Source organism: Streptosporangium sp. NPDC053982 (assembly GCF_055585205.1).
The window spans coordinates 18,850-38,315 of the sequence record NZ_JBVJKQ010000018.1 but is presented as its reverse complement, the minus strand read 5'-3'; the positions used below and the strand labels follow the sequence as shown (position 1 = coordinate 38,315).

Annotated in this window: 12 protein-coding genes; 7 read left to right on the top strand and 5 right to left on the bottom strand. The window is 68.1% G+C overall.

All coding sequences use genetic code 11. From position 1 onward, the window contains the following. Nucleotides 1-5 precede the first annotated feature (5 nt). The 3 genes from ACZ6W9_RS30010 (at nucleotide 6) to ACZ6W9_RS30000 (ending at nucleotide 4,048) form a co-directional block, all read left to right on the top strand. Nucleotides 6-1,205 carry a thiolase family protein gene (locus ACZ6W9_RS30010; RefSeq protein ID WP_389960489.1) on the top strand — a complete coding sequence of 400 codons (1,200 nt, stop codon included), beginning with the start codon at nucleotides 6-8 and terminating at the stop codon, nucleotides 1,203-1,205. Continuing rightward, nucleotides 1,202-3,274, top strand: a complete 2,073-nt coding sequence (locus ACZ6W9_RS30005; RefSeq protein ID WP_470120736.1) for a 3-hydroxyacyl-CoA dehydrogenase NAD-binding domain-containing protein — start codon at nucleotides 1,202-1,204, stop codon at nucleotides 3,272-3,274. The genes ACZ6W9_RS30010 and ACZ6W9_RS30005 overlap by 4 nt, the downstream gene beginning before the upstream one ends. A 282-nt stretch (nucleotides 3,275-3,556) precedes the next feature. Further along, nucleotides 3,557-4,048: an SSI family serine proteinase inhibitor gene (locus ACZ6W9_RS30000; RefSeq protein ID WP_470120734.1), complete on the top strand. Its 492-nt coding sequence runs from the start codon at nucleotides 3,557-3,559 to the stop codon at nucleotides 4,046-4,048. 8 nt (nucleotides 4,049-4,056) lie between these two features. On the opposite strand, the gene ACZ6W9_RS29995 is transcribed toward ACZ6W9_RS30000, so the two are convergent. Beyond that, nucleotides 4,057-5,538, bottom strand: a complete 1,482-nt coding sequence (locus ACZ6W9_RS29995; RefSeq protein WP_389960483.1) for an amino acid permease — start codon at nucleotides 5,536-5,538, stop codon at nucleotides 4,057-4,059. A 133-nt stretch (nucleotides 5,539-5,671) separates the two neighbouring features. Continuing rightward, the gene (gene dxs, locus ACZ6W9_RS29990; protein ID WP_470120732.1) at nucleotides 5,672-7,633 is read right to left on the bottom strand and encodes a 1-deoxy-D-xylulose-5-phosphate synthase; all 1,962 of its coding nucleotides are present in this window, start codon (nucleotides 7,631-7,633) and stop codon (nucleotides 5,672-5,674) included. A gap of 142 nt (nucleotides 7,634-7,775) precedes the next feature. On the opposite strand from dxs, the gene ACZ6W9_RS29985 reads away from it, so the two are divergent. The 3 genes from ACZ6W9_RS29985 (at nucleotide 7,776) to ACZ6W9_RS29975 (ending at nucleotide 10,484) form a co-directional block, all read left to right on the top strand. Further along, nucleotides 7,776-8,642 carry a neutral zinc metallopeptidase gene (locus tag ACZ6W9_RS29985; protein ID WP_389960479.1) on the top strand — a complete coding sequence of 289 codons (867 nt, stop codon included), beginning with the start codon at nucleotides 7,776-7,778 and terminating at the stop codon, nucleotides 8,640-8,642. A gap of 143 nt (nucleotides 8,643-8,785) precedes the next feature. Continuing rightward, entirely contained in the window at nucleotides 8,786-9,568 is a 783-nt protein-coding gene (locus ACZ6W9_RS29980) for a neutral zinc metallopeptidase (RefSeq protein WP_389960477.1), read from the top strand. 343 nt (nucleotides 9,569-9,911) lie between these two features. Further along, nucleotides 9,912-10,484, top strand: coding sequence for a hypothetical protein (locus ACZ6W9_RS29975; RefSeq protein WP_470120730.1), 573 nt, complete (start codon nucleotides 9,912-9,914; stop codon nucleotides 10,482-10,484). Between the two features lie 183 nt (nucleotides 10,485-10,667). Here ACZ6W9_RS29975 and ACZ6W9_RS29970 read toward each other — a convergent pair whose 3' ends face one another. Then, complete coding sequence (locus ACZ6W9_RS29970) at nucleotides 10,668-10,979, bottom strand: hypothetical protein (RefSeq protein ID WP_389960473.1); 312 nt, start codon at nucleotides 10,977-10,979, stop codon at nucleotides 10,668-10,670. Nucleotides 10,980-11,187: 208 nt separating this feature from the next. Continuing rightward, complete coding sequence (locus tag ACZ6W9_RS29965; RefSeq protein WP_470120728.1) at nucleotides 11,188-11,751, bottom strand: ATP-binding protein; 564 nt, start codon at nucleotides 11,749-11,751, stop codon at nucleotides 11,188-11,190. 286 nt (nucleotides 11,752-12,037) lie between these two features. Between ACZ6W9_RS29965 and ACZ6W9_RS29960 the strand changes: the two genes are divergently transcribed. Next, nucleotides 12,038-13,888 carry a hypothetical protein gene (locus ACZ6W9_RS29960; protein WP_470120726.1) on the top strand — a complete coding sequence of 617 codons (1,851 nt, stop codon included), beginning with the start codon at nucleotides 12,038-12,040 and terminating at the stop codon, nucleotides 13,886-13,888. Nucleotides 13,889-14,441: 553 nt separating this feature from the next. Here the strand turns inward: ACZ6W9_RS29960 and ACZ6W9_RS29955 are convergent. Then, nucleotides 14,442-19,238, bottom strand: coding sequence for an RHS repeat-associated core domain-containing protein (locus ACZ6W9_RS29955; RefSeq protein WP_470120865.1), 4,797 nt, complete (start codon nucleotides 19,236-19,238; stop codon nucleotides 14,442-14,444). Between the last annotated feature and the right edge of the window lie 228 nt (nucleotides 19,239-19,466).

Genomic DNA, 19,466 nt, shown 5'->3' with positions numbered 1-19,466 from the left:
AACCCGTGCCTTCGTCTCGTGACGTCGTATTCGTCGACGGTGTGCGCACACCGTTCGGCAGGTCGGGCCCCAAGGGCCTGTATGCCGAGACGCGCGCCGACGACCTGGTCGTCCGCGTCATCCGTGAGCTGATCCGGCGCAACCCGAACCTGCCGCCGGAGCGGGTCGACGAGGTGGCCATCGCCGCCACCACCCAGATCGGCGACCAGGGACTGACCATCGGCCGGTCCGCCGCCGTGCTGGCCGGGCTGCCCAAGAGCGTCCCCGGTTACGCGATCGACCGCATGTGCGCCGGAGCGATGACCGCGGTGACCACGGTCGCCGGCGGCATCGCCTTCGGCGCCTACGACGTCGCCATCGCCGGCGGCGTCGAGCACATGGGCCGCCACCCGATGGGCGAGGGCGTCGACCCCAACCCACGGTTCCTGTCCGAGAAGCTCGTGGACGGCTCCGCCCTGGTCATGGGCATGACCGCGGAGAACCTGCACGACCGCTACCCGTCCATCTCCAAGGAGCGCGCCGACGCCTTCGCCGTCGCCTCCCAGGAGAAGGTCGCCAAGGCCTACGCCGACGGCAGGATCCAGCCCGACCTGGTGCCGGTCGCCGTCCGGACCGCCGAGAAGGGCTGGGGCCTGGCCACCGCCGACGAGGGGCCCCGCCCCGGCACCACCATGGAGGGCCTGGCGACGCTGAAGACCCCGTTCCGCCCGCACGGCCGGGTCACCGCGGGCAACGCCTCCGGCATCAACGACGGCGCGACCGGCTGCATCGTGGCCGCCGCCGACGCCGCCGCCGAGCTGGGCCTCACCCCCAAGATGCGGCTGGTCTCCTACGCCTTCGCCGGCGTGGACCCCGAGGTCATGGGCGTCGGGCCGATCCCGTCCACCGAGCGGGCGCTGCGCCTGGCCGGGCTGTCGATCTCCGACATCGGGCTCTTCGAGATCAACGAGGCCTTCGCCGTACAGGTGCTGGCGTTCCTGGAGCACTTCGGCATCGCCGACGACGACGCCCGGGTCAACCCCTACGGCGGCGCCATCGCCTTCGGCCACCCGCTGGCCTCCTCCGGCGTGCGGCTGATGACGCAGCTCGCCCGCGAGTTCGGCGAGCGCCCCGACGTCCGGTACGGCGTCACCACGATGTGCGTCGGCATGGGCATGGGCGGAACGGTCATCTGGGAGAACCTCGCCTGGGAAGGTGCGAAGTGACGGACATCAGGGAAATCTTCAGCGACGAGGTCGTCACCCGCGCCATCGTCCGCGACGTGGAGCTGCCCGACGGCGCCGGCACCATGGCGCTGATCACGCTGGACAACGGCTTCGACCACACCAAGCCGTCCACGTTCGGCCCGGCCGGCCTCACCTCCCTGGCCGAGGCCCTCGACTCGGTCGAGGCCCGCACCGACCTCGCGGCCGTGGGCGTCACCGGCAAGCCGTTCATCTTCGCCGTCGGCGCCGACCTCAAGGGCGCCGCGCTGGTCGCCGAGCGTGACCAGGCGCTGGAGATCGGCAGGCTCGGGCACCGGGTGTTCCGCCGCCTGGGCGAGCTGAGCGTGCCGTCGTTCGCGTTCGTCAACGGCGCGGCGATGGGCGGCGGCCTGGAGGTCGCCCTGCACTGCGCCTACCGGACGATCTCCTCCGGCGTGCCCGCGGTCGCCCTGCCCGAGTGCTTCCTCGGCCTGGTGCCCGGCTGGGGCGGCACCCAGCTCCTGCCCCGCCTGATCGGCCCGGCCGCGGCGCTCAAGCTCATCATCGAGAACCCGCTGTCGCAGAACCGGATGATCAAGGGCCGGGACGCCTTCGCCGCCGGCGTCGCCGACGCGATGTTCGAGCCCGCCGACTTCCTGGAGGAGTCGCTGCGCTGGGCCGCCAAGGTACTGCGCGGCGAGGTGACGGTCTCGCGGACCGACCACACCGCCGAGGACTGGGCCAAGCCCGTCGCCGACGCCCGCTTCCTCGTCGACATGAAGCTGCGCGGCGCCTCCCCCGCCCCCTACCGGGCGCTGGAGCTGGTCGAGCTGGCCCGCACCGCCTCCCGCGACGAGGGCTTCGCCGCCGAGGACGAGGCCCTGGCCGACCTCCTCATGGGCGACGAGCTGCGCGCCGGCCTGTACTCCTTCGACCTGGTGCAGCGCCGCGCCAAGCGGCCCGCCGGGGCCCCGGAGGCGGCGCTGGCCCGCAAGGTCACCAAGGTCGGCGTCGTCGGCGCGGGCCTGATGGCCTCCCAGATGGCGCTGCTGTTCGCCCGCCGCCTGGAGGTCCCGGTCGTGCTGACCGACCTCGACCAGGCCCGCCTCGACAAGGGCGTCGGCTACGTCCACGGCGAGATCGACAAGCTGCTCGGCAAGGGCCGCGTCTCCGCCGACCAGGCCAACCGGCTCAAGGGCCTGGTGACGGGCTCGCTGACCAAGGACGCGTTCGCCGACGCCGACTTCGTCATCGAGGCCGTCTTCGAGGACATGAAGGTCAAGCAGCAGGTGTTCGCCGAGGTGGAGCAGGTCGTCTCCGCCGAGTGCGTGCTGGCCACCAACACCTCCTCGCTCTCGCTGACCGAGATGGCCTCCAGGCTGGAGCACCCCGAGCGGGTGGTGGGCTTCCACTTCTTCAACCCGGTCGCCGTGATGCCGCTGCTGGAGATCATCCGCGGCGCGAGGACCGACGACGCGACGCTGGCCACCGCCTTCGCCGTCGGCAGGACGCTGAAGAAGTCGTCGGTGCTGGTCAAGGACGCGCCCGCGTTCGTGGTCAACCGCATCCTGACCCGCTTCATGGGCGAGGTCATCGGCGCGGTGGACGAGGGCACCCCGCTGGAGACCGCCGACCACGCGCTGGACGGCCTCGGCCTGCCGATGAGCCCGTTCGCGCTGCTCCAGCTCGTCGGCCCGGCCGTCGCGCTGCACGTCGCCGAGACCATGCACCAGGCGTTCCCCGACCGCTTCGGCGTGTCGGAGAACCTCGCCCGGCTGGTGGCGGCGGGCAAGCCGGGCGTCTTCAAGCCCGACTTCACGCCCGACCCCGAGGCGGCCGCCTTCTTCGCGGGCGGCACCTCCCCGTCCACCGCGGAGGAGGTGCGGCTGCGCGCGCTGCGCGCCCTGGAGCAGGAGATCCGCATCATGCTCGACGAGGGCGTGGTGTCCGCGCCCCAGGACATCGACCTGTGCATGATCCTGGGCGCCGGCTGGCCGTTCCACCTGGGCGGCATCACGCCGTACCTGGACCGCGAGGGCGTCGCCCGGCCGCGGTTCCTGCCGCCGGGCGTGGCGTCGGTCCCGGCCTGACCCGGTTCTGACCCGTACGGCCGTGCGGCGCTCCCCGGGACGCCGCGCGGCCCATCCGGGCTTCCCGGCCGGTTTCCGGGACACCCGCGCGGCCGTACGGACGTCAGGACCGGACCCCGGTGCGGCCCGCGCGGCTCGCTTCATGCCCCGCCCTTTTCGACCCCTCATGTAGGGCTTTAAGGGGAAAGGCCGGGCAGATCTCCCGGCCCGGAGAGGGCGAGCGGGAAGATCCTTGGCCATGTCCCGGCCGGGTCCTTACCCGACACGGGGAACATCCCCGCCATGAGAACCGTCAAGATCGCTTCCGCGGTCATGCTGTTCGCCCTCGCCGTCATGTCGCACGCGGCCGAATCCTCCGCACCGGACGGCCCCTCAAGCGTCTCGGACGACCTCGCCGCCGCCCTCGGCGGCTCCTCCTCCGCCCAGGACCCCGCCATGGGCTCCGCCGGAGCCGGCCCGCCCATCACGCTCACCCTCTCCGTCGCCGGCGGCCCCGCCAAGAGCGTCGTGCTGCGCTGCGGCGACGGCGGAGACGGAAGCGCCGGAGACGGCGGCAGCCACCCCGACCCGGTCACCGCCTGTGGCCTGCTGCGCCAGGTGGACGGCGACCTGCCGAGGCTCACCTACGACATCGACCTGATCTGCCCGCCGGAGTACGACCCGCACACCGTCGGCGCGTTCGGCACCTGGGCGGGCAGGCCCGTCCGGTTCACCCGGACCTACGACAACGGCTGCGAGATGACCGCCCTCACCGGCCCGCTGTTCCGTTTCTGAGCCCGTCCCTAGGAGGCCGTCTTCCCGGCCTCCGCCTCACGGCCCGCCGCCCGGCTGTGGCGGTAGCCGAACACCGCGTAGACGACGATGCCGAGGAGCATCCACACCACGAACCGCAGCCAGGTCTCCACCGGCAGGTTCAGCATCAGGTACACGCAGGCCAGCACCGACAGGATCGGCACCAGCGGCACCAGCGGGGTGCGGAAGGAACGCGGCAGTTCCGGCCGGGTGCGGCGAAGGATGACGACGGCGATCGAGACGATGACGAACGCGAACAGCGTGCCGATGTTGACCAGCTCGGCGATCGCCGACAGCGGCACCAGCCCGGCCAGCAGCGCGACGATGACGCCCATCAGGATCGTGATCCGGTACGGCGTGCCGAACTTCGGGTGCACCCTGGCGAACCACCCCGGCAGCAGGTTGTCGCGGGCCATCGCGAACGTCACCCGCGACTGGCCCAGCATGAGGATCATCACGACCGTGGTGAGCCCGGCCAGCGCGCCGATGCTGATGAGCGTCGCGGCCCAGGTCTGGCCGACCGCCTTGAACGCGTCGGCCAGCGGCGCGGCCTCGCTGAGCCGCGAGTACGGCTCCATGCCGACGACGACCAGGGAGACCGCGACGTACAGGACGGTGCAGATGACGAGCGAGCCGATGATGCCGATGGGCAGGTCCCGCTGGGGGTTGCGGGTCTCCTCCGCGGCGGTGGCGACCACGTCGAAGCCGATGAAGGCGAAGAACACGATCGCGGCGGCGGTGAAGATTCCCATCACGCCGAAGGCGACCGGGCTGATGCCGAACACCACCTGGATCAGCGGCGCCGCCAGCCCCTCCACCGCCGGGGTCTGCTTGGCCGGCGGGATGAACGGGCTGTAGTTGGCCCCCTTGACGAAGAACAGCCCCGCCACGATGACCAGCAGCACCACGGTGACCTTGATGGCGACGACGATCAGGTTGAACCGGGACGACAGCTTGACGCCCGCGACCAGGATCGCGGTCAGGACCAGCACGATCAGCGCCGCGGGCAGGTTGAACGCCGCGCCCTCCCCGGCTATCGCGGTGGGCAGGGCCAGCCCCGCCGAGTCCAGCAGCGACGTCAGATAACCCGACCAGCCGACCGCGACGACCGCGGCGGCGAGCATCAGCTCCAGCGTCAGGTCCCAGCCGATGATCCAGGCGGGGAACTCGCCCAGGGTGGCGAAGGCGAACGTGTAGGCCGATCCGGCGACGGGGACGGTGGAGGCGAACTCGGCGTAGCACAGCGCGGCCAGCGCGCAGACGATCCCCGCCGCCACGAACGACAGGGCCACCGCGGGCCCCGCCAGGTCCCTGGCGACCCGGCCGGTGAGCACGAAGATACCGGTGCCGATGATGACGCCGATGCCGAAGACCGTCAGGTCGAGCGCGGACAGGTCCTTGCGCAACCGGTGCTCCGGCGCCTCGGTGTCCTTGATCGACTGCTCTACCGACTTGACGCGGAAAACGCCCACGGGATCCCCCTTGACCATCCAGAGCCGCTGCGTCCCATGGGTCAGGTCATGCCCACCGGATCAACTCCTGAACGGTCGCGATACGGGTTCTTCCCGGGAAAGCCCCGGCCGCTCCCCGGCGGCCCGGCCGCGGTCAGCGGGCCGGGTTGCTCTCCAGCGCCGGGGTCCGCCGCGCCACCGCCTCGGTGACCTCCCTGGCGATGTCCTGGGAGGTCAGCCCGATGTCGCTGAGGATCTTCGCCCGCTTGGCGTGGTCCAGGAACCGCTGCGGAACGCCGTAGACGCGGACCGGGACGTCGACGTCGGCGTCGCGCAGCAGGCGGGCGACCGCGTCGCCCACGCCGCCGACCCGGCCGTTGTCCTCGACCACCACGACCAGCCGGTGCGCCGCGGCGGCGGCCACCAGCGCCTCGTCCAGCGGCTTGACCCAGCGGGGGTCCACCACGGTGGCGGAGATGCCCTGCGCGTCCAGCAGGGCGGCGGCCTCCAGGCAGGTCTCGGCCATCGGGCCGACCGACATGAACAGCACGTCCAGCGGACCGGCGGCCGGGGCGTCGCTCTCCGCGGGCAGGCCGGGACCGCCCGCGCGCAGCACGTCCATCGTGCCGAGCCTGCCGACCGCCTCGACCTCGCCGGGCACCGGGCCCTTGGGGTAGCGCACGACGGTGGGGCCGTCGTCGACGGCCACCGCCTCGGCCAGCAGCTCGCGCAGCCGCGGCTCGTCACGCGGCACGGCGATGGACAGGCCCGGGACGACCTGGAGGATCGACAGGTCCCACATGCCGTTGTGGCTGGCGCCGTCGTCGCCGGTGACGCCCGCCCGGTCCAGGACGACCGTGACCGGCAGCCGGTGCAGGGCGACGTCCATCAGCAGCTGGTCGAAGGCCCGGTTGAGGAACGTCGCGTAGACCGCGACCACCGGGTGCAGGCCGCCCAGTGCCAGGCCCGCGGCGCTGGTCAGCGCGTGCTGCTCGGCGATGCCGACGTCGTACAGGCGGTCGGGGAACGCCTCGGAGAACGGGATCAGCCCGGTCGGGCCGAGCATCGCCGCGGTGATCGCCACGAGGTCCTTGCGCTCGGCGCCCAGCCGTACGATCTCCTGGCTGAAGACGTTGGTCCAGCCGTGCGGCTTGGGCTTCTCCTCGCCGGTCAGCGGGTCGAACACGCCGGGCGAGTGGAAGCAGTCCTCGCCGTGGTTCTCGGCGAAGGAGTAGCCGAAGCCCTTCTTGGTGAGCACGTGCACGATGACCGGGCGGCGGAAGCCCCTGGCCTTGCGCAGCGCGGCCTCCACCGCCTGCTCGTCGTGGCCGTCGACCAGACCGATGTACTTCAGGCCGAGGTCCTCGAACATCACCTGCGGGGCCAGGACGTCCTTGAGCCCCTTCTTCATGCCGTGCAGCGCGTCGTAGACCGGCGGGCCGACGACGGGCACCTTCGTCAGGTTGTCCTTGACGAAGTCGAGCACGTCCTCGTAGCGCTGGGTGGCGCGCAGCGCGGCCAGGTGGGAGGCGAGGCCGCCGATCGTCGGCGAGTAGGAGCGGCCGTTGTCGTTGACCACGATGATCAGCGGCAGGTCCTTGCTCGCCGCGATGTTGTTGAGCGCCTCCCAGGCCATGCCGCCGGTGAGCGCCCCGTCGCCGATCATCGCGACGACCGTGCGGTCGGCCTCGCGGCGCAGCTTGAACGCCTTGGCCAGGCCGTCGGCGTACGACAGGGCGGTGGAGGCGTGGGAGTTCTCGATGACGTCGTGCTCGGACTCGGCCCGGCTCGGGTAGCCCGACAGCCCGCCCTCCTGGCGGAGCGTGTCGAACCGGTCGGCGCGGCCGGTGAGCATCTTGTGGACGTACGCCTGGTGGCCGGTGTCCCACAGGAGGGTGTCGCGCGGCGAGTCGAACACCCGGTGCAGGGCGATCGTCAGCTCGACGACCCCGAGGTTGGGCCCCAGGTGGCCGCCGATGCGCGCCGTGGAGCTGACCAGCAGGTCGCGGATCTCGGCGGCGAGGCGGGGCAGTTCCTCGGGCCGCAGCTGCTTCAGGTCTCCCGGTCCCTTGACCGTTTCCAGAAGACTGCCAGGCCGTCCGGTCCGCTCGCTCACGGAATCATCCCCTCTGTCCAGTCAGCATCTGGGACGAGTCTAGTTCGCATGACGGCCCCTGCCTCCAAGACAGCGGATTCTGCACGTTCAGCGTGGGCTTTCCGCATGTTTTGTACACAGTTGGGCTAGCCTTTGCCTCACCATGAGCACTTTCCCCTTCAGACAACTCTCGTCACTGGTGGTCGCTCCCCTGGCGTTCGGCCTGGTCATGGCCACCGGCACCGCCGAAGCCGCCACCGTCACCGCCCCCGCCGCCGGAACCGCCGCCTCCACGGCGACCGCGGCCGCCACCACGGTGAAGGCACCCCCGCGCGGCCGTGCCGCCGTGACCGCCAACCCGCTCTACCGCACCGGTCTGCTCCCCAACGTCACCTGCGCCGCCGGACAGATCCGCGCGGGCAGCGCGGCCTCCTACCGGTCCTTCATGACCAAGGTCAACCGCTGCCTGAACCTGGCGTGGAAGACCCAGTTCCGCAAGGCCGGCCTGTCCTTCGCCCAGCCCAGGCTCCGCTTCACCACCACCAAGGTGGGAAGCCCCTGCGGCAGGTGGCCGGGCGGCGCCGGCGGCTACTACTGCTCCAGCAACCGCACCATCTACATCGGTGTGTTCCGCTCGGTGCTGAAGCAGCCGTACGCGCCCAACAACGCGCAGTTCATGGCCCACGAGTACGCCCACCACGTGCAGCAGCTCTCCGGGATCATGGGCTACTACGGCCAGAGCGTCTGGCGGGCCCGCACCTCCGCCAAGCTCGCCTACTCCCGTCGCCTGGAGCTTCAGGCCGACTGCATGGGCGCGGCGTTCCTCCGCCAGATCTCCGACGACCTGCCGGTCCCGCAGGACCACTGGGACGCCATGATCCGCTGGACCGTCCAGAACGGTCAGAAGGTCTGGCCGACCAACGACCACGGCAAGGGCAGCAGCCAGGCCTACTGGCTGAACCGCGGCTTCAACTCCGGCTCGCCGTCGTCCTGCAACACCTGGACCGTCTCCAGCTCCCGGGTCGCCTGACCCTTCTCCCGTTCCACCTGTTCCACCGTCCTCACCGCGCGGCCGTACCCCTTCTCCCAGGGGTACGGCCGCACGCGTCTTCCGGGCGCGGAGATCCCCAATCCGCTTTACCGGCGCTTTATGCCTCTATAGGGTTCGTGATCATGCGTACCCCCCTCATCACCCTGCTCTCGGGCGTGTTCGCGGGCCTGCTGTTCACCGGCACGGCCGCCGCGGGCGTCACCGGGCAGGCCGCGGCCCCCGCGCCCACGGGCACGAAGGCCCTCACCAGCAACCCGATCTACAGGACCGGCTCCCTCGACGCCACCTCCTGCCAGGAGCAGCCCGTCAAGCCGGACGACCTCGACTCCTCCCGGGTCTACCTGGAGTTCGTGGTCGAATGCCTCAACGACACCTGGAGCAGGCAGTTCGCCAAGGCCAAACTGCCCTTCTCCAAGCCCGGCTTCCAGACCACCTCCCGGCTCGGCTTCCCGACCGGCTGTGGACCGTTCCCGAAGGGCGCCCAGGCGGTCTACTGCGCGAAGACCAAGAGGATCACCTTCCTGCTGAACCCGTCCATCCTGTCGGAGTCGACCGAGCTGTTCCTGCTGGAGGTCGTCGCCCACGAGTACGGCCACCATGTGCAGCGGCTCTCCGGGATGACGGGCGCCCTCGACCACAGGAGGTACCGGACCAAGAAGGCCCTCCTCGCCGACATCCGGAAGATCGAGCTCCAGGCCGAGTGCCTCGGCGGCGCCTTCATCGGCAGCATCTGGCGCGACCTCGGCCGCAGCCAGTCCGACCTCCGCTACGTCGTCAGCTACGCCTACGACACCGTCAGCCACGGCAAGGCCCGCAATGTCGCCTACTGGCTGAACCGCGGCTTCGACCAGGAGAGCCCGGGAGCCTGCAACACCTGGACCGCCTCCCCCTCCAAGGTCGCCTGACCCTTAAGATCGCCTGCCCCGCGTCTACGGGATCGCCCGGCACGCGCCGACAGCGTAGAACGCTCCACCTCCACCGGGACCGCCCGCCGTACGCCCCACAGCCGTACGGCAGGCGGTCCCTCTTCTTCGGAGATCTGTCTTTCGCCGGAGGGCCATCCACAGGGAACGGTTCTTTTCCACCCGGAGGGGTCCCCGCCCTCCCGCGACCGCGTCCGCCGGCGACTCCGGCGGAAACCTCCGGCGACACGCCGCTCACCCTGCGTAAGCTGATCCCGCCTGGACGCCCTCCATGTCACACGTCAGGCATTCCCCCTATCGCGCGTGACAGCGAGGAGAAGACGCGTTGAGCACGAACACGGAAGCACGGATCTCGCTCCTGGAGCAGGACGTCGCCGACCTGCGCACCTGGTCCCTGGAACAGTCGAAGGTGTCGGTGACGATCCTTGCGGCCCTCGGTGACCTCCGGAAGGGTCAGGAGGACCTCCAGAAGAGTCAGGAAGAGCTCCGGAAGGGCCAGGAGGAACTCTGGAAGGGCCAGGAGGGACTCCGAAACGAGGTCGGAGGACTCCGGGAGGGCCAGGAAGCACTCCGGAAGGATCAGGAGGGACTCCGAAACGAGGTCGGAGGACTCCGGGACGAACTTCACGCCGAGGTCAGAGCACTCCGGAAGGATCTCTACACCGAGGCCAGAAGCCTTCGGGGTGAGATCGGAGTAGTCCGAACCGAAGTCGGAGGGCTCCGAAACGAGATCGGCGGGGTGAAGGAGGAGATCAAGGAGATCCGAGGAGACATCGGGGCGGTCAAGCGGTCCGTCGGCAACCTCGAATCCTCCATGAAGCGCGTCGAGGGCGACGTGGCCGAGGTCAAGGCCGGTCACATCGAACTGCGCAACCTGGTCGCCGGAATGATCAGGTAACGGCGAGGGCCGCCGTCCCGCTGGCCCGGCGGGAGGGCGGCCCGTCTCCTCACATCCCCTCGACGCAGCCTCTGCCCGCCACAACGCACCCCATGCACGAACGAAGCCTCGAATTTCCATAAAAGCCAAAAAGACCGATGCAAGGGTAAGGATCGGGCACGGCGACGGCCCGCATCCCCTCTCTCACCGCACCGGCACTCCCCCGCTCTCGTAGAGATCCGCGCAGCGCAGCATGACCCCGCGGACGGTGGTGGCCAGGTCGTGCACGCCGTACACCATGTAGAGGCGGCGGCCGGTCTTCGGTGACGTGCGGCCGGTCCACCACCGGTAGACCGCGCCGTCCGTCCAGACCACCAGGTCGGCCCAGAGCAGCACCAGAGCCAGGCCGTACCCGCCGTGAACGTCGCCCAGGACACCCCTGCCCGCCAGCTCGTCGCGAAGCCGCCACGCGGCCCGTACGGCCGGCGTCGTCACCAGCGCACCCTGCGCGTTCACCGTTTCCCGCCCCCCGAGAGATCCGTCGGGAACGCGGACGCGTTCCCTCCTGACAGTGTCGGGACGCCGCCACTCGGGGCAGTCAATTGATCACCAAGGGACCTGCCGATCTTGGTCCGGATCGGTTGTGGAACTCGGTACGGTTTCGTGGCGCTCTTTGCGGGACGGCCCGGCAGGATGCCCGTCTCAGAGCGGCCCGGCGGAGTGCTCACCGTGGGGGCAGTTCGGCCCAGACCGCGTGGCCCACCGCCTGCGTCCCCCGCACCCCGACCCGAACCGCCAGGCCGGCGACCAGCGCCAGGCCCCGGCCGTCCTCGGCGAACGGGTCGGCGTCGCGACGCGAGGCGAACCGCGGAGTCGCTCCCCAGCCGCAGTCGTAGACGGTGACCCGGATCGCGGTGGTCCTGCGGGCCACCTCCACGATGAAGGTGCCGTACGGCTGCCCGCTGGCGGTGTGCGCGACGGCGTTGGCGGCCAACTCGGCGACGATCTGCTCGGCGTCGTCGCGGCGGGGAGAGTCCTCCAGCAGGAAGCGGACGAAGCGGCGGGCCTCCGGGATCTGGTCGGCGCGGCCGGGGAAGGTCCGCCGGTAGGTCATGCCCCCGGGCCACAGCCCCACCATGGCGTCCACCAGCATCGGCGCCACCTCACCGCAGGCGAGGGCACCATCGCCGGGAGCAGGGATCGCCTCGTCGAAGACGGAACTCGCCTCAGCAGGAGTGGAACCCACCTCGTCAGGAGCAGGGCTCGCCTCGTCGGGGGCAGCGGTCATGTCGTCTCCTCGGGTGCGTGTTTCTCGGGTGGGTGTCCTTGGTGCGTGGCCTCGCGTGCGTGTCCTCGCGTGCGCGCGAAGAACCGTCCCGCACACGGTGACGCGGACCGCCCACCGCGCCGATCCCCATCCGCGCCCGCCGGACCACCCCACCCGAGCACCCAGCCGACCTGCGCCGACACCCCACCGACTGCCCGCGCATCCCCACTTCCCCGTACGTCTGTCACACAAAGTGACGGATCGTTTACGATTTCCGTACGGTACGGCTCGGCGAAGGAGGCGACCCATGACAGGCGAGGGCTACCGGACCCTGCTCGACTGCCGGCGACGCAGCACCGCCCTGCGCGCCCGCGCCTTCACCTACGACCAGATCGCCGACGTCCTGGCCCTGGACCACGACGTCAGCCCGTTGCGGCTGTACCGCTACGCCCACGGCCGCACCGCCGCCGACATAGTCGCCACCCACAACGACCTCGACCCCGCCGGTACGGCCGGCCTGCGCGAGGCCCGGCTCTACGACTACGAGTCCTGGCCCGCCACCGGCCGCCGCCCACCGGCCCGCACCCTGGCCATCCTCGCCCGCCTCTACCAGACCACCGCCCGCCACCTGGTCACCGAACAGGCCTACGCCACCTACCGCCCCCGCGACCGCGACCTCCTCGACCGCGCCGACCACCGCCACCTCGACGCCCACCACCGCCCTCCTCACGAGGCACCCGCCCTGTCAGGCGCCCCTGGGGCGACTCCCCTGCCAGGCATCGATCAGGCGGCTCTGCCGGGCCTTGCTCAGACCCCATGGGGGCTCGCCCACCCGGCTCTCCCGCAACCGGCCACGACCTCTGACATGACCCACCTGTCCCCGTGTAACGAAGCCCTCGCCCCGTGGCCTCTGGCGTCCGGCCCCGGTGAGCGTGCCAGCATGAACCCGCAGCCGCCCACCGCCTCCGGCCTCTTCCCAGGCGCCCCGGGCGGCCCGCCCGCGCGCTTCACCGGCGGCTCGTTCGCAGCCGCCTCCGGTGGTTCGTTGGCAGGTGCGGTGGACTGCACCGGACTGCTGCGCGCCCTCACCGCCGAGGAGGCCGACATCAAACGCCGCGACCTGCTCTTCGAACTCGCCCTGCTCCTCGGCGGCGCCCCCGCCCTGCCCCTGCTACGCCACCTGCCCGAGGGCGACCGCGACCGCCTCGCCACCCTCGCCCGCAGGCACACCGCCGTCGATGACAACGCTCTCGACCTGCTGGAACGCCTGACCGCCCGCCTGTGGGCACTGGACGAAGAACTCGGCCCCGCCAAGGTCCTGCCCGTGGCCGAGGCCAAACGCGCCCTCGTCGACGACCTGCTCCGCCACGCCACCCTCACCCCCGCACTGCGCACCCGCCTGCTGCGCCTGTACTGGAGCCTGTCCCACCTCACCGGCTGGAGCCGCTTCGACCTGCTCGACTACGACGGCGCCACCCGCCGCTACACCGAGGGCCTGGCCGCCGCCCACGAACTCCGCAACCCCGCCCTCCTGGCACACCTGCACGGCCTGCTGGCGAACATGGCGATCTACCAGAGAAGACCCACCATCGCCATGGACCACATCTATGCCGCCGAAGGCTGGGCCAAGGCAAGCGGTAATCGCCTACAGCAGGCCGCCACCTCTCTTGTGGCAGCCCGAGCCCTTTCTGCAGCCGAACATGACGAAAATGGTCTATATGTCCTGGAGCGGGCCATCGCTCAAGCAGAGACAAGCTCTCCTGAGGTCGATCTCCCCCACCTCTTCTGGTGTCGACCAGATGTACTCGATCGCCACAGTGTATTTTGCCTGGTCGAACTCAACCGGCCGGATAAGGCGATGATCCATGCGGATCGCATCATAAGAGAGATGGGTCCGACCTGGAGCCGTGAACGAGGCTTTCTACAGCTCGAATACGCCATCGCGCTGATCAAGAAGCGAGAGATCCCCGCAGCCGCCGCCATGATCGGCGAAGCCGCCCAGATCCTCACCGCCCACACCTCCACCCGTCTTGCCAACTCCGTACATGAGGCTCGCAGCCAGCTTCAGCCCCGGCAGGACAATAGACACATCCGAGAACTGAACGACAAGCTTTATACCCTCAATATTATCAATAATGCCTTTTCATATAAAATATGATCTCACCCCTGTTAATTTTTCTTTAGCAACCTTCCCACCACAGCAACAACATGCCCCCCTCCCTCTCTACACATCCATACCGCGCATTCATTACTGTCAGGCTCAAGATGGAGGCCAAGACGATGATTAGGGCATTCTGGCCACACCACCCAAAGAATTTCCATCAAGCACTCCTGAACCCCAATGGCAACGGATTGAAGTGCGCTGCATTCACTACTTGAGTCCACAGAAGTCCCCCCACTCCAGAATCTTCCATCACTTAATCCAACATATACTTCCCCGCCCGATCCTCCAGCAATAAACTGAAACTTACAAGATTCCCTAATCTCTACACTTAGATCTTCCTCCACCAAAGACAGAGCATTTTTAAGTCGCTTAGCCTGTATGGGATTAATATTATTCATAAATCATCACCTTCGGTGCCAGTGGATTGGAAATCATCAAAGCCGTGCCACGGAAATCAAATGTAGCCAAATATGGGCTCACGAAAGTTATTAGTTAAAGTACAATTCACTATCAAATTAATGCTAGATTATTGATTTATGCAGACCCCTTAACTGTGTCCATAAAAACTTCCATACCCAAAGAGGTGGCCCTCTTTTCCTCCCCTAAGTATTAGCTCTCCAGAGAATTCAATATAGATCTTAGAAGTAGGTGTCAGATGACAGTTGGAAAGCCTTAGGAAGCCACATCTATAGTCGCCTCTCCTTAAACCTTCTCTAGGGTTAGGAAGTCCCCAACTTCCATGGAAGTTATATGTTCCCTGCTCCGAGTGGCCGTAAGCTTGTGGCCTACCCTTACTTCCCTTAACGGCCACGCCGTTGATCTCGATGAAATAATTCAGCGAAACTGTATATGCATCCCTCGCCACCCCCATCAGCTTAATGCCCCAACTTAAGGAGCATCGGTTAGTGTCCCTCTCGCAGTATCGCTGCATATGAACACACCCGGCATTATTGCATTGAGGCTTATGAGTGATAAAATAATGGTCTCGAGTAGATTTGCTTTTTGTATTATTTGTTGACGCAGACAAAGGACGAGATGAAGCAATCGTTTTATTCGCCAGCCCTATTAGCTCTTTGATACTAACGATTGCCCAGTAATCGGTTATCTCTCTATCGCTCCAATCCAGGCCATACATTTGCTTAATGTTGTACATCAACAAAAAATCTTTTTGTAGTCCCTTGGTTGCCTTTTCCCAGTATTCGCTCTCCATCCTCTTTGGCATGGGTCTCCCATTTGGAAGAACATTTAGCCTTCGCGCCTCCTCGTCGGAGAGAAGTGGAAGTCGAGCGTAGTCTCCGAAACGCTCTTCCCACCACGTTAAATCTGCCTCACTGCTTCCATTGAACGAACAGCAGGTAGGCGAAATGTAAGGCTGGCCAACAGTAGTAGGGGCGCTCCAATCTGCTGCGCGCTGCTGGCGGGCTATAACTTCGTCGATGTAGTCGCTCCAGCTGAAGCTCCATCCCGAGGCCGCTCCCGCGCCTGATCCGCCGCTGGGTGCGGTGTTGACCACGCACGAGCCGCTGCATGTCGTGCTGTGCCCGGTGGGATCGATGCCGGCGAGTGGGCCGGCGTTGGCGTAGGTGTAGCGGTTGGCCTGGACCGATGGACTCGGCTCCAAGGTCGCGGTGTCACGGGACGCGAAGCTGCCGCTTCCGGGGCGGTACCAGCGGGCATGCATGTTCACCTTGCCGGTGTCCGGGTCGGTGTACTCACCCTGGTAGCCGAGGGTCCGCTGGGTGCCGGAGCGCTGGAGCACCTCGCCGAACGGGTCGTAGGCGGTCGAGTCGACCAGGGCGGTGCCGGAGAAGGTGCCCACCAGGTCGCCGTGCAGGTCGGTCATCGTGCCGAGCGCCGGGCCGCCGCCCTCCTGGAGGCTGAGCAGGCCGCCGACCAGGTCGCGGCCGTACTTGGCCTGGAGCGCGCCGGCCCCATCGGTGACGGTGGCGATGTCGTTGCTCAGGCCGGAGTAGACGAACCGCTGCTGGGCCGCGCCCTTGGTGCGGGAGGTCATCCGACCCAGGGCGTCGTAGCCGTAGGCGGCGTCCCCGTCGGAGACCATCTGGTCGAAGGCGTCGAAGACGAGGTTCTTGGTGACACCGCCGGTGGTCTCGGTGGCCACCGTACCGCGGGCGGTGTAGGTGTACTCGGTGCCGCCGCCGGACAGCAGCCGGTTGCGCTCGTCGTAGACGAAGGTCTTGTCCCCGGCCTTGGTGCGGTTGCCCGCGTCGTCCCACTCGTAGGCGGTGGCCTTGCCGTCCGGGGCGGTCCAGGAGGTCAGGCGTCCGGAGTGGTCGTAGCCGTAGGTGTTGACTCCGGCGCCCGCCGTACCGCTGGTGGTCTTGGTGACGAGGTTGTCGTCCTTGTCCCAGTCGTAGGCGATCTTCGACAGCTGGGTGCCGCCGCTGTTCTTCAGTGTGTGGGAGGTGAGCCGGTCCACGGCGTCATAGGTGTAGCTCTGCGTGTTGACCGGGTTGGCGGAGGTCTGGCTGGTCAGCCGGTCGGCGTTGTCGTAGCCGTAGGTCCAGGTGCGGCCGGTGACCGGGTCGGTGGCCGTCTTCAGCCGACTGGCGTTGTCGTAGGTGTAGGTGGACGTGCCGGCGGTGTCGACGCGCTGGGTGGTGTTGCCCAGGCCGTCGTAGGCGTAGGCGGCGACCTGGACGGTCGCCTTGGACACCTTGGTCAGCAGGCTGCGGTCGTTGTATTCGAGGGTGTAGTCACCGATCGCGGTCAGCCGGCCGGCGTCGTCGTAGGTGAGGTTCCGCTCGGGGGTGTTCACCCCGGCCCCGGCACCGGTCTGCTTGGTGACCTGGCCGAGGTGGTCGAAGACGCGGTCGATGCGCACCCCGCCCGGCTGCAACGTGGTCACGGCGTTGCCCGCCGCATCGTAGCCGGTGGTCCAGGTGCGGTCCGCCGCATTCGGATGGGCGGTGGTGGCCGGTTCGATGACCGACTCGGCCAGGCCGAGGACGTTGTAGGTGGTCCAGGTGGCGTTGCCGCGCCCGTCGGTGAGGCGGGTACGGGCGCCGGTCGCGTCGTAGCCGAACGTCGTGGTGATCGACTTGTCCGCGGAGACCGGCTCGACGAGCGAGGTCATCCGGCCCAGCGCGTCGAACGTCCGTCGCGTGACGTGCCCCTCACCGGAGGTGCCGCTGGTCGCGTTGCCGGCCGCGTCGTAGCCGAAGCCCAGCGTACGGACGACCGCGCCGGTGGCGTCGAGGTCCTTGGCCCCGGTCTGCCGTCCGGCCAGGTCGTAGACGGCCTCGGTGGCGTTCTTCAGCGGGTCGGTCACCTTGACCGTACGGCCCGCGAGGTCATAGTCGACGGTGGACCTATTGAGGTTCGGGTCGGTTGTGGCGGTGACCTCTCCGGCGGCGTTGACCTCGTAACCGGTGGTCTTGCTGCCCGGGGCGACGCTCTTGGTGAGGTTGCCCGCGGTGTCGTAGGTGAGGGTCGTGGTGTAGGCGGCGGTGGTCGGCCTGCGCTCGATCCGCGTCTGGGTGATCCTCCGGCCGAGGTCGTCGTAGGTGGCCTCGTCACGGGCGCCGGTCGGGTCGATCGTGGCCAGCGGCTCGCCCAGCAGGTCGAACTGGGTCACCCACTGCCCGCCCGGTCCCGAGGGGCCGGGGTCGGTGACCCGTACCGGGTTGCCCAGCGCGTCGTACTCGGTGGAGGTGACGTAGCCGCGTTCGTCGGTGACCTTGGTCTTCCGCCCCGCCGCGTCGTACTCGATGCCGACCTTGGGGGTGACCGCCTCGCCGCCCGGCGGGGTGTAGGGCGGGGAGGCCGCCGAGACGAGCCGCCCGGCCTTGTCGAAGGCGGAGGTGAGCCTGCGGCCCTCCGCGTCGACGGTCTGGGTGGGCAGGCCGGCGGTGTCGTAGCCATACTTCTCCGTCGGACGGCCATCGGCTGCCGACCCGGTCTTCTCGACCTTCACCCGCGGGGAGGTCTTCTCCACGAGCTGACTCGCGATGTCGTAGCGCATCTCGGTGGTGAAGTCGGCGGCGGTGGCGCCGGAGGCGTTGCCGCGCGGGTCGGTGGTCGTGACCAGCAGGCCGCGATCGTCGTAGGTGCTGGTGGAGACCAGGTCGTCGTCGCCGTTCTCCACGGTCTGCCGCGTCACCTGGTTCAGCGCGTTGTAGGCGTAGAGAGTGGACTCCGTCCGGGTGGTGCCCGCGCCGGTGAGGGTCTTCTTGGTGACGTTGTTCGCCTCGTCGTACTCAAGAGTGGTCTTGCGCTTGAGCGTCGCAGGGTCGAACGTGGTCGAGGTCAGGCGGCTCGCGGCGTCGTAGACGTACTCGGTGGTGGCCTTGCCGCCGCCCTTGACCTGCTTGGTGAGGTTTCCTGCCGCATCGTAGGTGTTGTCCTCCAGCACCACGTCGGTGGTGCTGGTCAGGCCGTTCAGCTTGACATCGTCGGCGATCACCTGGGAGAGCAGGTTGTCGGCGAAGTAGGTGTAGGAGGTCTTGCGGCCCATCGCGTCGACCTGGGCGGCCAGCCGGCCTCCGGGGTCGTAGGAGAGTGACTGGAGGACCACGTCCTTGGCGGGCTGTGGGCTGACCGGGCTGCCGGTCCAGTTCTTCAGCGTCGTGGTGGCCGGCTCGCCGCGCTTGGTGTAGCCGAAGGTACGGACGACACCCAGTTGGTCGGTCGTCGAGACACGGGCGCCGGTGGTGTCCCAGGCGGTGCGGACCACGCCGCCCTCAGGATCGGTCACCGTCTCCACCCGGCCGGAGGCATCGTAGGTGTAGGTGGTGACGCGCTCCGGGTCGCCGCCGGTCAGGTCGGACAGCGTCTCGGTCAGCTTGTTGCCGTCCGCGTCATAGGTGTAGGTGACCTTGGCGGTGTGGGTCACGTTGGTGACCTCGTTCTTCACGCCGGGCCCGGTCTGGGTGAGCATGCGCCCGAGACCGTCGTAGGTGAACGTCGTCGTCGCCCCGGTGGGGTGCGCCTCGGAGACCTCGGTGCGGGTGAGCATCCGGCCCACCGCGTCGTAGGTGAACTTCGTGACCAGGCCGGAGGGGCTGGTCTGCTCGGCCAGGTCACCGGCCGAGGTGTAGCGGTAGGCCGTCTCCTTTCCCCTGGCGTCCTTCATCGACTTCACCAGGCCGGCCGGAGTGTTCCCACCGCCGATCGCGGGCTCGGTACCGTCGGTGTAGGCGGTGAGCGTCGAGCGGCCGTTGGGGAAATCGGCGGTGACGGGAGTCGTCTCCTTGAGGGGCTCGCCGTACTCGTTGTACTCCCACTTGGTGGCGTAGGTGTTGTCGGTGGCGCTGGATGAGCGGGCGTCCCGGGAAGCGATGAGCCGGTCGTTGCGCGGGTCAAAATCATCGTCTTTGTTCAAATAGTACTGACGATAGCTGCTTTGACAGTTTCCTGTAGTCCGACATCGCTTTGATTCGAGGACGTTACCTCGCTTGTCGAAGAATAGATCGGTGACCAGCCCGTTGGGATCCGTCACCTTCTTTGGAAAACCACCAGTGCCATAGGCATATTTAGTGATCTTGCCAAGCTGATCAGTCTGGTTGACCAAGCGGTAACCGCGCCATTGGTCGTACTCATAGACCAGTTT

Coding starts and splice junctions, on each gene's coding strand:
- ACZ6W9_RS29985 (WP_389960479.1), top strand. CDS start 7,776: ATGAGCACTTTCCCCTTCAGACAACTCTCGTCACTGGTGGTCGCTCCC.
- ACZ6W9_RS30000 (WP_470120734.1), top strand. CDS start 3,557: ATGAGAACCGTCAAGATCGCTTCCGCGGTCATGCTGTTCGCCCTCGCC.
- ACZ6W9_RS29980 (WP_389960477.1), top strand. CDS start 8,786: ATGCGTACCCCCCTCATCACCCTGCTCTCGGGCGTGTTCGCGGGCCTG.
- ACZ6W9_RS29965 (WP_470120728.1), bottom strand. CDS start 11,751: ATGACCGCTGCCCCCGACGAGGCGAGCCCTGCTCCTGACGAGGTGGGT.
- ACZ6W9_RS29960 (WP_470120726.1), top strand. CDS start 12,038: ATGACAGGCGAGGGCTACCGGACCCTGCTCGACTGCCGGCGACGCAGC.